Source organism: Lacrimispora sp., assembly GCF_047605665.1.
Classification (GTDB): domain Bacteria; phylum Bacillota; class Clostridia; order Lachnospirales; family Lachnospiraceae; genus Lacrimispora.
Genome location: NZ_JASGFH010000012.1, coordinates 56,072 through 69,086, shown reverse-complemented (window position 1 = coordinate 69,086; position 13,015 = coordinate 56,072). Strand labels below are relative to the sequence as shown.

12 protein-coding genes are annotated in these 13,015 nt (G+C 40.9%); all 12 read right to left on the bottom strand.

Going from position 1 to position 13,015, the window contains the following annotated elements; genetic code table 11:
* Window positions 1-375 precede the first annotated feature (375 nt).
* Window positions 376-1,137, bottom strand: coding sequence for a DeoR/GlpR family DNA-binding transcription regulator (locus tag QM657_RS11350; RefSeq protein ID WP_415066771.1), 762 nt, complete (start codon window positions 1,135-1,137; stop codon window positions 376-378).
* A 224-nt stretch (window positions 1,138-1,361) separates the two neighbouring features.
* On the bottom strand, window positions 1,362-2,102 hold the full coding sequence (gene deoC / locus QM657_RS11345; RefSeq protein WP_415066770.1) for a deoxyribose-phosphate aldolase: 741 nt from the start codon (window positions 2,100-2,102) through the stop codon (window positions 1,362-1,364).
* Window positions 2,103-2,340: 238 nt separating this feature from the next.
* A complete protein-coding gene (locus tag QM657_RS11340) occupies window positions 2,341-3,492 on the bottom strand; it encodes an iron-containing alcohol dehydrogenase (protein ID WP_415066769.1) in 1,152 nt (383 codons plus the stop codon).
* An 83-nt stretch (window positions 3,493-3,575) separates the two neighbouring features.
* Window positions 3,576-5,087 (bottom strand): CoA-acylating methylmalonate-semialdehyde dehydrogenase, encoded by a 1,512-nt coding sequence (locus QM657_RS11335; RefSeq protein ID WP_415066768.1) that lies wholly within the window; start codon window positions 5,085-5,087, stop codon window positions 3,576-3,578.
* A 58-nt stretch (window positions 5,088-5,145) separates the two neighbouring features.
* The gene (gene iolC / locus QM657_RS11330; protein ID WP_415066767.1) at window positions 5,146-6,162 is read right to left on the bottom strand and encodes a 5-dehydro-2-deoxygluconokinase; all 1,017 of its coding nucleotides are present in this window, start codon (window positions 6,160-6,162) and stop codon (window positions 5,146-5,148) included.
* Window positions 6,163-6,993, bottom strand: a complete 831-nt coding sequence (locus tag QM657_RS11325; RefSeq protein WP_415066844.1) for a class II fructose-bisphosphate aldolase — start codon at window positions 6,991-6,993, stop codon at window positions 6,163-6,165.
* A gap of 99 nt (window positions 6,994-7,092) precedes the next feature.
* The gene (locus tag QM657_RS11320) at window positions 7,093-8,109 is read right to left on the bottom strand and encodes a LacI family DNA-binding transcriptional regulator (RefSeq protein ID WP_415066766.1); all 1,017 of its coding nucleotides are present in this window, start codon (window positions 8,107-8,109) and stop codon (window positions 7,093-7,095) included.
* Window positions 8,110-8,213: 104 nt separating this feature from the next.
* On the bottom strand, window positions 8,214-8,918 hold the full coding sequence (locus QM657_RS11315; RefSeq protein WP_415066765.1) for an ABC transporter ATP-binding protein: 705 nt from the start codon (window positions 8,916-8,918) through the stop codon (window positions 8,214-8,216).
* The gene (locus QM657_RS11310; RefSeq protein ID WP_415066764.1) at window positions 8,911-9,639 is read right to left on the bottom strand and encodes an ABC transporter ATP-binding protein; all 729 of its coding nucleotides are present in this window, start codon (window positions 9,637-9,639) and stop codon (window positions 8,911-8,913) included. Before QM657_RS11310 ends, QM657_RS11315 begins: the two co-directional genes overlap by 8 nt.
* A 20-nt stretch (window positions 9,640-9,659) precedes the next feature.
* The gene (locus tag QM657_RS11305) at window positions 9,660-10,661 is read right to left on the bottom strand and encodes a branched-chain amino acid ABC transporter permease (RefSeq protein WP_415066763.1); all 1,002 of its coding nucleotides are present in this window, start codon (window positions 10,659-10,661) and stop codon (window positions 9,660-9,662) included.
* Window positions 10,658-11,509: a branched-chain amino acid ABC transporter permease gene (locus QM657_RS11300; RefSeq protein ID WP_415066762.1), complete on the bottom strand. Its 852-nt coding sequence runs from the start codon at window positions 11,507-11,509 to the stop codon at window positions 10,658-10,660. The genes QM657_RS11305 and QM657_RS11300 overlap by 4 nt, the downstream gene beginning before the upstream one ends.
* A 148-nt stretch (window positions 11,510-11,657) precedes the next feature.
* On the bottom strand, window positions 11,658-12,953 hold the full coding sequence (locus QM657_RS11295; RefSeq protein WP_415066761.1) for an ABC transporter substrate-binding protein: 1,296 nt from the start codon (window positions 12,951-12,953) through the stop codon (window positions 11,658-11,660).
* Between the last annotated feature and the right edge of the window lie 62 nt (window positions 12,954-13,015).

Sequence of the window (13,015 nt, the reverse complement as noted above, 5' to 3'; positions counted from 1 at the left end):
TACATGACAACAGATGTTGTGTCAAAATCAGTTTTATAAAAGGAATATAACTTCTGGACAGCAAATAAGCCCGCCATCAGACGGACTTACTTTTAACATATACTCTCAACTCTTATTTTCTAATTATAGAAACAAACTCAAATCTATTTTTATTCATACGCCTGTTCAAACAGCCTTATGATATTCTCTTTTGTTCCCTTCCTCGGATTACTGAACGCATTCCCATCTTTTAGTGCATTATCTGCCATTAAAGAAAAACATTCTTTTTTAACTCCCATCATTTTCAATTTTTTATGAATATATTGATTCCAATTTTATAGTGCTTTGGATCTTATATTGCAATAATCTTCAGTACGAGTCAAATAAGCAATAACATTACTGGACAACAATAAAATTATCCGGCAGTTCATCCTGATTTATATTATCAGAAGCATTACAAATAACTGCATCAAAACATGAACTGGAAGCAAAACTGTAAAATCCTCTAATTGAAAATTTTGACGAATCAATAAGCATATAATTTTTGACCGCAAGCTCCATTACTTTTTCTTTAATTAACATTGTTTCCATCTCCGCTGTATATATCATCTGCCGGTTCAAATCAAATCCGGCACATCCAAGAAAAGAGTAATCAAAATTAAAATGTGCCAGATTACCTAGCGTTATAGGACCCACCGACATGTTATATTCCGGAATATATTTACCACCTATAACAAATAGTTCAGATCCAGTATCGTGAAACGCTTCTGCAATCAGCATACTATGAGTAACAATTTTAACATTCTTTCCTTTTAAATATTTCACCATTGGAACAAGGGTCGTTCCTCCATCCAGAAAAATGCAGTCTCCGTCTTTTACAAAAGAAGCAGCCTTTTTACAAACCAAATCTTTTTCTTCATAGTTCTCTGTCCGTTCCCTCATTTCCTTTTCATCCAGGTTTGATAAAATGGTTTTTTGGTTTATACTCTTTGCACCACCATGAACTCTTATTAATTTTCCTTTCTGCTCCAGTTCTTCGCAATCTCGCCGAATTGTAGTTTCTGTCACCCCCAAAATCTGTGCCAATTCCCGTGTATTTACTATTTTTTTATTATTTACTATTTCTACTATCTTTTCAAATCTTTGACTTGCAATCATGATTGCTCCTCACCTTTTCTTAGTTTACTACCAATATTCTAATTCAAAATAAAAATAAAATAAACAAAAAAATACATTTTTCATTATCAATCGAAATTTTACGAAAATAATCCTTAAAATATTTCTCTCTCTATTTCAATTATTTTTTCAAATACTGTGCTTGCAATCATGATGATCCTCACTTCTTTCATATATTAATTTGAGAGAAGGAAGCCTTTAACTAACTAATAAGTATCCTTTGATTTGGAATCACTATTTTCTAATCCCAGCACAACAGGAACTGATTTATAGCCAACACCCATTCTGTCAATACCCATATCAATTAACTGTAAAAAATGCTCCCTCGTACGAATACAGCCACTACCCTTAATCTTGCACTTATTACCAACCTCTTCCATCATAATCTTGATGATTTCAGGAGCAGCTCCCTTAGACTCAAATCCAGTCAAAAACCCTGTACTTGTTTTCACAAAATCCGCACCGGCTTCTACACAGCAATGACACGTTTTTCTTACCTGTTCTTCCGTCAAGGCGTCTGTCTCAAAAATAACTTTCAGCTCTCTTCCATATTTATGTGCTGCCTCCACGCAGGCCTTAAGGTCTTTTGTTACTTCCTCATATTTTCCGCTTCTGATCAGTCCAAAATTCACAACGATATCTACTTCTTTGACTGTATCATATTGAGCTGCGTTCTCGATCTGCTGTACCCTGGATTCTGTAGAACTTGTACCGAATGGGAAGTCTGTTACCGGACACAGCATTGTATCTGTTCCTTTGACATATGGCTCACATAAATACATGTACCCTGGATTAATACAAATTGTTGCACACTTCAGCTTCACTCCATCCTTTGTGAGGTCAATGATTTCCTGCTCAGTAAATTCTGGTTTTAAAACAGAATAATCAATGTAAGAAGCCAGCTCTGCCAAACTCATTTCACTCGCTTTTTTGTTTAATTTCTTCATCACCTTTCTAGATAACGATTATTATTTTTGTTTTTTGTTCGTTATCTTTCCTCCTTCTTATAATATAACACATTTTCATACATTTGCAAACAAAATATATTCGTTTTTGTATGTTTATTTCCGTTTTTGTTTATTTCATTCCCTAAGGCATGTAACTTTTATGTATTTGAAAAAACTTATAAAAAAGAACGCTGCTCCATAGATGATTTTTCATCTGTTTTACAACGCTCCTCTTTGTCTACCAGTTATTCTTATAAAGTTGTTCAATATCACTTTGCGATACGTTTCTTCTTGTATTTTGCGGACTTCCACTTTCCATCGCATCACGGGCCATTTTATCTATTACTTCAAAATACTTTTCTTTATCAATTCCGTATTCCTTCATACTCGGAACTTTCAATTCTTTGCAAAGCTTCTCAACTTCTTGTAGAAATCTAAGTCCCGATTCCTGATCGGAATCTTCCTCTTTTGCCACATGTATTGCTCTTCCCAAGTCTCCAAACTGCTTTTCTGCTCCGCTTAAAGCAAATGTCAGGCATTCCTTCAAAATCATGGCATTGGAAATTCCGTGGGGTACATGAAATAATGCTCCTATTGGACGGCTCATTCCGTGTACAAGAGTTACCGAAGAATTGTTGAATGCAATTCCAGCTTCTAATGCTGCAATCGCCATCTGCTCTCTGGCCTCCACACAATCCCCGCCGCGAAATGCTGTCGGAAGAAATTGAAATATTCTTTTTACAGCGGAAAGAGCAAAGCTGTCGGATAAAGTTTGAGATTCCCGCGATGTATATGCTTCAATGGCATGTGTCAGGGCATCCAGTCCTGTTGCTGCTGTAATTCCTGGGGGAGCAGTCATTGTAAACTGCGGATCAATGACTGCAATATCGGGCATCAATGATCTTCCCTTCAGTAACAGTTTACTGTCATTGTTTGTATCTATAATGACAGTAAACTGTGTAACCTCAGAACCCGTTCCTGCCGTTGTAGGAATAGCCGTCATTGCCGGCAGGCTCCCGCTAATTACTTTCCCCGCATAATCAGGAATATCACCGCCATTTCCAGCTAATAAAGCGATTGCTTTCATGGCATCAATAGGACTCCCGCCTCCAATGGCTATTAGAAAATCACATTTTTCCTGTTTAAAAACTTCCAGGCCCTTCTTTATCATTACATCGTTAGGTTCCCCGGCAATATCTGCATAAGTCGCGAATTCAATACCTTGATTTTGCAATGCCTCTTCAACTTTGCCGGCATTGCCCAATTGAACCATTATCTTGTCAGTAACCACAAGGGCCTTTGTTCCCAACATTTTTATTCTTTCTTCCGCCAATGTAAGCGCTCCAACACCTGTGATAATCTCTTTAGGCACAATGAAATTTCTTGCCATATCTATTCCTCCTGTACTGTGTAAGGAAAGCATTCCGGGATATATACCACTGAATTTAGTTTTTATGCACCTGCAGTTAATTCTTAGATTGTTCCATCCCAGGTAGAGGTTTTTGTCTGCTTGGCTTCATGTTCATCAAACCAATGGGTTGTAACAACCTTTGTTTCGGTATAGAAACGATAGCCATCCTTGCCCAGGCAATGAAGATCTCCAAAGAAGGAGTTTTTATGTCCGGAGAACGGGAACATTCCTACGGGAACCGGAATGCCAACATTGATTCCTACCATTCCGCCATCTGTATGACGCATAAATTCTCTGGAATAGTATCCGCTCTGTGTATAGATTACGGAGCCATTGGCAAATGGATTTGCATTCATCAACGCCAGACCCTCTTCAAATGTCTTTACTCTCTTGATACACAATACCGGACCGAAGATTTCATTGGTACCTACAGTCATCTCGTCGGTGACGTGATCTAAAATGGTTGGTCCTAAGTAGAAGCCTTTTTCAAATCCTTCCACAACGATATCCCTTCCATCTAAAACAACGGTGGCACCTTCATCAATTCCCTTTTGTATCCAATTGCTGACGGATTCTTTCTGAGCCGCATTAACAACCGGGCCTAATGCGGTACTCTTATCATAAGCCGGTCCAACCTTAAGTCCATTGGCAATCCTCTTAATTGCATCCACCAGTTCGTCTGCTATATCTTCCTGAACCACTATGGTAGGAAGAGCCATACAACGCTGTCCGGCGCAGCCAAAGGCGGAATTTACAATTCCGGCTGCAGTACGGTTAATTGCGGCATCATTTAATACCAGGGCATGATTCTTTGCTTCGCAAAGGGCCTGTACTCTCTTTCCATTTGCCGCTGCAGTGGTGTAAATGTGCAGACCAACAGATGTAGATCCAACAAAGGAAACACCTTTGATATCCGGATGCTTTAAGAAGATTTCAGCCTCAACTCTGGAGCAGGTAAGTATGTTTATAACACCATCAGGCAATCCCGCTTCTTTATATAATTCCACCATACGCAGCACTGTTCTAGGAGTGAAGGATGACGCTTTCACTACGATTGTATTTCCTGTGGCAATACAGGTCGGAATCATCCAGCCCATAGGGATCATAGCAGGAAAATTATAAGGAACGATTCCTGCAAAAACTCCCAATGGTTCATGGTATAACACTGTGTCGTATCCACTGGAAGCGTCCATCAGGCTTTCACCCTTCATCAGGTTGGGGGCTGAAATTGCATGCTCTGTTCCTTCTTTTGCCTTTAATACATCGCCCTGTGCTTCTGACCAGTTCTTTCCGTTTTCTCTTGCTACCAGTTCTGTCAGTTCATCCATATGCTCAATGATCAGTTCTCTCACCTTATACAGAATCTGTACCCGCCTAATGACCGGAGTAGAGGACCAGCCCGGAAATGCAGCTTTGGCGCTTGCAATTGCTGTTTCTACTTCTTCTTCTGTACAGCACGGAACCATAGCTGTCACTTCACCTGTACTGGGATTATAAGCCTCTGTATATTTTGTTGTTTTGGACTCTACATAGGAACCATTAATAAATGGCATTATTTTTGTTACATCACTCATCTTTTTTTCCTCCTGTTTCACTCAACAGCATTCAATAGGTTACGATCAGTTTTCTGTTTTATGCTCTGGCGACCATATCGCCATGTTCTTCTTTGCTCTTTCTGATAAATTCCATTACCGCTTCTACACTGGGCATATCTGCGCTGCATCCATGGCTTGCAACCAGCATGGCCGCTTCTGCACTTCCCATCTCCAGGCAGTCAATCATTTCCATTCCTTCAAACAAACCATACAGGAAAGCACTGGCATATCCATCTCCACCGCCAAAGCCTTTCAGTGCATTTACCGGGAACGGTTTAATGGAATAGCTCTTTTCGTCATATGTATAAGCAGTTGATCCTTTTTTACCATGTTTGATTACAACAATCTTAGCTCCCTGTGCAAACCAGTGGGTTGCCGTCTGTCTGTCATCTCTTCCCGGTTCAATGAGACTTTCTGTCAAATCATACTCTTCTCTGGACCCTAAGATGATGTCGCTTTCATTTGCAACCCTGGAATAATAGATTGCGATCTCGTCTTTATTTTTCCAGTTATATGCTCTGTAGTCGATATCAAATATAATCTTGGTGTTATTCCTCTTTGCAAGAGCCACCGCCTTTAATGCTGCCTCACGGGAAGGGCTTTCTGCAAGAGCTGTTCCGGAAATCAGGATTGCCTTCGTATTTTTGATATACTCTTCATCGATATCATCAACACATAACTGAAGATCCGCAATTCCGTTCCGATACATGAGGATGCTGCTCTCTTCCGGGCTTAAAATCTCGGTAAATGTGAGTCCAAGCTTTTCTCCGTTTTCACACCGTCTGATTCTTGATATGTCAATGCCTTCATTTTGGAAATAATTTTCCACATATGTACCAAACTGGTCATCAGAAACTCTTCCAAAAAATCCGATCTTTTTTCCAAGGCGGGCCATTCCAACTGCGATGTTTGCCGGAGAGCCGCCTAAATATTTCCGAAATGTTTCACATTGATCAAGGGGTTTAAAATAATCGATTGGATTAAAATCAATAGCCACACGGCCTACTAAAACCAGATCAAATTCTCTTGACTGATCAAATTCAATATATTTCATTTAGATTTCTCCTTTATTGTTAAAGATATATATGCAGTTCTTCACGTTTTGCAAAACACCGTCAATCATGGCTTCATTGAGGGCAAAATAGTTATGAGGTTCTTCGGTTTTTAAATAATTTTCTGCCGATTTTGTTAAAGCTGTAAAGCTGGCCGTAGCTATGTTGATTTTCCTCACTCCATGATCAATGCATTTTCTGAAATCCTGGGCCGAAATACCAGACCCACCGTGTAAAACCAATGGCACGTCCACACAGTTACGGATTGTTTCCAGGACCTCAAAATTAAGCTTTGGCTCAGTTGCGTAATGACCATGGGCATTTCCAATGGCCACCGCCAGGGCATCCACCCCTGTTTCAAGGACAAAACGTTTGGCCTGTTCCGGGTCGGTATATTTGATCTTGTGGTTTGCACTTCCGTCTTCACTGCCTCCCACAACTCCCAGTTCCGCCTCCGTTGTTACCTTGTACTTGCTTGCAACATGTACTGCCTTTTTTGTCTCACTGATATTTTCTTCAAATGGCAATGACGATCCATCAAACATGACAGAAGAAAAGCCAAAGCCAATTGCCTTGCAAAGGACCTCCATACTTAAACCATGGTCAAGATGAACAGCAACCGGAACTTTTGCCTCCCTCGCTGCCTGAACCATCATAGGGGCCATACAGGCCAGCGGTGAATGCCTAAGCCTTACTTCAGCAATCTGTATGATGACAGGAGTATTCATTTCCTCAGCTGCTTTTAAAGCACCTATCACCATTTCCATATTGCCTACACTAAACGCTCCTACAGCCCGGTTTTCTTTTTCCGCCTGTAAAAGCAACTCCTTCATTGGGCACAGCACGTTTAATTCCTCCTTTTTCACTTTCAAGTCCTTGTTTTATGAAAGGAAGTAAGCTTATTAATCAGAGGATTTAGGGGTCTTTCACTGTTAATCCTTGAATTCTACGACTGACTTTCCTTCTTGAAAACTTGGATGCAATAAAACACTGCTTGTAGATATGTTAGAATCACTTTGGATTATTTGATGTAACAGTTTGACTGCCGATTGTCCCATTTCAACTGATGGATAGCGGTTTGATGTTATGCTCATGGGCATAATCGTATTCCAGTCATCAAATGCCTCAAAAGAAGATAGAGAAATATCCCTTGGGATTTGGATTCCTCTGTCTCTCGCCTCTTTTATAAGGCCTGCACATCCCCAGTAATGCAGCGAATAGATTGCGCTGAATTCTTTATAATCAGCTAAAAGCTCTTTTGCTGCCAGATGGGCACTTTTAAAATTCAATTCGCTTGTTTTAACATATCGCAAATCCAGGTCAATTCCATACTGATTGCATACGTCTTCACATGCTCTCCACCGGTCACGCATGGTAGAATAGACATCGACTCCCCTGATCATTCCAATTTTCCGATGACCTTTGTGAATCAGGACCTCTAATGCGTTACGGCTCCCCATATAATCATCAACAGAAACCATATTAATGGACTGTAATTCAGAGGGCTGGCGTATCAGATAAACACAGGGGGTGGAACCTATGGCCTTTTTTATCTGCCTGCCTTTTGTATCTACCGGTATAATAATAATTCCGTCAACTCTTCTTGCAATTAACTTTTCTATTGCCCTTTTTTCCTGTTCAATACTATCTTTTGTATGATAGATGAACACGTCATAATCGTTTCTGTCCGCTTCTGACTCAATTCCTTCCATCATACTGGCAAAAAAGGGTGTATTTAAGAAAGGGACACATATCCCGATTGTTTTACTTTGATTGCTCACAAGGCTTCTCGCCAAAGTATTAGGTGAATAGCCAAGCTCCTCAATTGCCTGCATGACAGCAATTCTCGAAGAATCACTGACATAGCCTTTTTGGGAAACCACCCTGGATACTGTGGATTTTGAAACCTTGGCGTATACTGCAACATCCTTTATTGATATATTTGGCATAGCTTTTCACCTCATATGTTATATTTTAGATGTATTCAGTATACTATAGGTAAGTCTTACCTGTCAAAATCATAAACTGAGGATTTGCTGCAATTCCCCCTGTTTTAAACTCCCAGATACGCTGCTCTTATATCCTCATTCTCCAGTAACTCTTTTGCACTTCCTTCCAGTACAATGTTTCCTGTTTCAAGAACGTATCCCCGGTCTGCTACGGAAAGAGCCTGCACAAGATTCTGTTCTACAATCAGTATGCTCATTCCGCTTTTCGCCACATCTGCTATGATCCGGAACATATCCTCTACTACGATAGGGGCAAGTCCCAGAGAAGGCTCATCCAGCATAAGCAGTTTAGGCTCCATCATCAGCGCTCTTCCGATTGCCAGCATCTGCTGCTGCCCTCCGCTTAGGGAACCTGCCAGCTGATATTTCCTTTCTTCCAGGATCGGAAACAGTTCATAGGCATGCTTCATATTTTTATCCAGATTAGCTCTCACTTTTTTTGAATAGGCTCCCAGTATGAGGTTTTCTTCAATGGTAAGAGTTCCAAGTATCCCTCTTCCCTGGGGAATATGTGCAATGCCCAAGTCTGCCCGTTTCTCCGGTTTCTCTTTTAGAAGGTCGATATCCATATAAGTAAGTGAACCGGAGGTAACCGGCTCCAACCCGGAAATAATTCTGAGCAAGGTGGTTTTTCCTGCACCATTTGACCCTACCAGTGATACGACCTCTCCTTTATCAATGTGCATTGACAGATCGAACAGTACTTTCAGATCGCCATATCCTGCACATATCTTATCAATTTTAATCATTGGCGTGTCCTCCTCCCAGATATGCTTCAATAACCTCTTTACGCTGAAGCACTTCTTTCGGTATTCCTTCACAGAGAAACTTACCTTCATTCAGTACCACAACCCTGGTGCAGATTGATACCACCGCCTTCATGACGTGTTCAATAAACAAAACTGAAATCCCTTTGGAATTAATTTTCCTGACAAGGGCCAAACTATCTTCCATTTCAGAAGGATTCAGACCTGCCATAACCTCATCAAGCATAACCAGCTTAGGCTCTATTGCCAGTACTCTGGCAAGATCCAGCCATTTTCTCTTTTCGATGGGAAGTTTCATGCTGTTCATGTTCCGCAAATTACCCAGGCCGGTGTCAGATAAAACTTCCTCTGTTTTTGTATGTGCCTCCTGGTGAGAATACTTTTGCAGAAAGATTGTAAAAATGTTATCATATACGGTTAAATTTCCGAAAGGACGGGGGGACTGAAACGTTCTTCCAATTCCCAGATGAGCCCTTTCAACAATTCCCTCTTTTTCCGTCAGAGCTTTCCCATCAAATGTAATCCCACCTGTCTGGGTCTTATATGCTCCCGAAATCAGGTTTACAGTGGTAGATTTACCTGACCCATTGGGTCCGATTAATCCCAGCACCTCTCCTTTTCCGATATCAAACGAAACATTTTGAACCGCTTTAATCCCGCCAAAAGAGATTGAAATATTTTCTACTTGCAACAATGGTTCCATAAGAATTCCTCCCCTGACTCCTACTTAGAATTTTTAAGCGCTACCTTCTTGTTTTGTTTTTCTCTGAACTCGGTATAAATGGAAAGCAATCCATCTGAACGGAATATAACCACCGTCATAAGTGCCAGACCATAGAGAAGATTGGTTCCTCCCTGCTGCCCCATCAAATGACTTGCAAATTCAATCAGGGGGATAATAACAAATGCACCGACTACCGGTCCCCATAAAGTCCCTATACCGCCTACAATAGCTACCACGCCAATCTTAACAGACAAATCCATTCCACATATACTTGCAGGATCTATATAAGTTAAGAAAAAGGCATAAATCGTACCGACAGCTGCTGCAATTACCGCACTTAACTGGAAGGCTCTGAGTTTAATTTTGAAGGCTGGGATTCCCAGGGAGATCGCAGCATCCTCATCACCCTTAATTGCACCTAAATAGTATCCGGTTTTTGATTTTTCAAAAGCAGCCGTAATCAATATAACAGTAACCAGAACGAACAGCATAATATAATAGAACGGTTTATCATTGCTGAAGGTCAGATTCCAAAAACTATCTTCCCGGTATGTGACAAACAGACCTGATGCTCCTCCGGTAATGCCTTTAAAATACAAAAGCAACACTCGAAGTATTTCTGCAAACGCAATGGTTGAGATGGAGAAAAACGGTCCTCTCAGCCTCAAGGTTCCATATCCAATAATTGTAGATATCCCCAGTGCCAATAACATTGCCAGTGGAATACATACAAACGGACTGATACCAAAATTTTTATTTAAAATAAAACTGGTATAGGCTCCTGTTGCCACAAAGGCTGCATGGCACCAGGAAATCTGTGCGCCATAGCCGCCAATGAGATTCCAGGCAACGCCAAGAGATCCAAAGGTGAAACAAGTGATAATAACTGTTGTCAGATAATTACTCTTGATCAGAAATGGCAGTATCAGAACGGCAATCAATACCACTAACTGAACAATATTTTTTGTTGAAAACTTTCCATTAGAAAACAGTGAACTCATGCCACTCGTTCCCCCTTTCCAAATAATCCCTGGGGTTTAAAATACAGAACTGCCAAAAATAGTATAAAGATTCCGGCCGGGCCCAAGTCAGGCGCAATAAGTGTTCCTACAACTGCTTCTATTAATCCAATTGCAATTCCACCAATGAACGCTCCTTTGATATTTCCCATTCCTCCAAGCACCACCGCCATTAACGCCGTTGTACTGTAAATCTTTCCTGCCTGCGGATATACATAATAGAGAGGTGTGATCAGAAGTCCTGCCATTCCTGCCAGAACAATTCCCAGTACAAAAGCAAAGGCATATGTATTGTTAATGTTAATACCCAGCATTTGAGCAACCTCAGGCTTTTCTGACGTTGCACGCATGGCTTTTCCTAAAACAGTTTTATTCAGAAGTATATTTACAAGAATAACCAGTACAAAAGCAATTGACAGTGCAATCAGCCTGGGGATGGCAATGGTAAATCCACCTACGGCAATTGCAGCACTTTTAATATCAGAAGGAACTGTCTGGAAGTTAGGACCAATAATTAATTCAATCAGATTCTGCAAAAAGTAGGACAGTCCCACCGTTACTAAAATGAAAGCTGTTCCTCCTTTCCTGAGGACAGGTCTGATTACTAACATATAGCTTAAATATCCAACTGCCGCCATTGCCAGAATTACAAAGGGCGCATTGGCATAAGTATTAAGGTTAAATAATCCATAGCTGATCCACGTTGCATACATACCCAGCATCAGAAATTCACCCATGGCAAAGTTAACCATCTTCATTACACCGAATACAATGGTAATTCCAACAGCAACCAGCGCATAGACTCCCCCGGAGAGTAATCCATTAATCATTGATTGTATAAATAACCAAATCATATGTAACTCCTTTCTCACATTCCATTTGAAAGTCTTGAGAACCGGTTTCCTCATATATTGCATGCATAGGAGGAAACCGGTACACTTTGCGTGAATTAGTTCTCGAAGACTAAACGATCATTTATTATTCGGGTTTCTGGTAATCTGCTGTTGCTGCGCTTTCAGGGAAAATTGTACGTGGTAAATAGGTACCGTCTTCCTGTTTCTGCCACTGATTGATAATAGCATAAGCATTGGTATTGTAGCCAGTTTCATCAAAGGCCAGAGGTCCGCCAACAACCATAGTATCTATATTCATGCCTCGGATGGTGTCTCTTAACACATCTTTGTCAGTACTTCCGCTCTTTTCCAAAGCCTGTGAAATGAGCCAGATAATGTTATAAGATGCCAATGCCTGCTCTGTCATGAACTCATTATATTTTTCCATATACAGTTCTGGAATCTTTTTGAAGTCTTCATTGTCCTGGACATTTTTTGTATCCCATGATCCTGAAGCGGAAGAAGTAATTCCATTTACTGCATCCTGCAGCTCATTAGCAAAAGCCGGATATAAGAATCCTGAACCGCCGCCAACGATAACCGGGCTGTAATTCATGCTCTTCATTGTGTTAAAAATAGTTTTTGCATCCTGTGTATAGCAGGAAGGGATAACAACCTGTGCCCCACTCTGCTTTAAGTTTGCGATCAATGCACTTGCATCAGCAATTCCAGCTGGGAAGGATTCATTAAATACGATTTCCAATCCGGCATTTCCGGCTAATTCCACGGCGCTTTTTGCATTGGACTGACCATACTCTGTGTTTTCATAGATAATGCCGATTTTTTCAAGTCCCATATTATGTGTCTCATTTAAGAACTTAATGAAGTTCACCTGAACCTTGCCGTTTTCCGGAGCCATAGCTGTGGTTTCAAACACATACTGATAACCCTGGTTGGTAATGGCCGGAGCAACCTGTGCTGTAACAAAGGGAGTTTTTACCTTTTCAAATACCGGCAGCATAGGAAGTACATAGGAACTGGCGCTTGCTCCTGTTGCAGCTACGATGGAAGTATCCTGCATCAAACGCTCTGCCACTGTTTTACACTGATTGGTGTCACTCATTAAATCTCCGGTAACCAGTTCTAACTTGGCACCGCCCAAAGAGGCAATACCGCCTGCTGCATTAATGTGTTCCACTGCCAACTGGCAGCCATTCACATTCTGTTTTCCATTATCTGCACCAACGCCGGATAATGGAAAGAGTGCAGCGATCTTAACAACATCTCCGGAACCTTCCCCCTGTTCCTCACTTTTTTCCGTGCCGCCTGCTGCAGTTGTGTTCCCGTTTGTGCTGCTTGCACCACCGCCTGCGCATCCTGCTAACATGGACATGGATAAGCCGACTGCTACAACAGTTTTCAATAAGTTTCTTTTCTTCATTTTTTACCTCCTGTTTGTGGGCCCTTCCCCAATCTTTTTTACAAATATAGAATTAATTCTTT

Coding starts and splice junctions, on each gene's coding strand:
- QM657_RS11350 (WP_415066771.1), bottom strand. CDS start 1,137: ATGATTGCAAGTCAAAGATTTGAAAAGATAGTAGAAATAGTAAATAAT.
- deoC (WP_415066770.1), bottom strand. CDS start 2,102: ATGAAGAAATTAAACAAAAAAGCGAGTGAAATGAGTTTGGCAGAGCTG.
- QM657_RS11340 (WP_415066769.1), bottom strand. CDS start 3,492: ATGGCAAGAAATTTCATTGTGCCTAAAGAGATTATCACAGGTGTTGGA.
- QM657_RS11335 (WP_415066768.1), bottom strand. CDS start 5,087: ATGAGTGATGTAACAAAAATAATGCCATTTATTAATGGTTCCTATGTA.
- iolC (WP_415066767.1), bottom strand. CDS start 6,162: ATGAAATATATTGAATTTGATCAGTCAAGAGAATTTGATCTGGTTTTA.
- QM657_RS11325 (WP_415066844.1), bottom strand. CDS start 6,993: ATGAAGGAGTTGCTTTTACAGGCGGAAAAAGAAAACCGGGCTGTAGGA.
- QM657_RS11320 (WP_415066766.1), bottom strand. CDS start 8,109: ATGCCAAATATATCAATAAAGGATGTTGCAGTATACGCCAAGGTTTCA.
- QM657_RS11315 (WP_415066765.1), bottom strand. CDS start 8,918: ATGATTAAAATTGATAAGATATGTGCAGGATATGGCGATCTGAAAGTA.
- QM657_RS11310 (WP_415066764.1), bottom strand. CDS start 9,639: ATGGAACCATTGTTGCAAGTAGAAAATATTTCAATCTCTTTTGGCGGG.
- QM657_RS11305 (WP_415066763.1), bottom strand. CDS start 10,661: ATGAGTTCACTGTTTTCTAATGGAAAGTTTTCAACAAAAAATATTGTT.
- QM657_RS11300 (WP_415066762.1), bottom strand. CDS start 11,509: ATGATTAATGGATTACTCTCCGGGGGAGTCTATGCGCTGGTTGCTGTT.
- QM657_RS11295 (WP_415066761.1), bottom strand. CDS start 12,953: ATGAAGAAAAGAAACTTATTGAAAACTGTTGTAGCAGTCGGCTTATCC.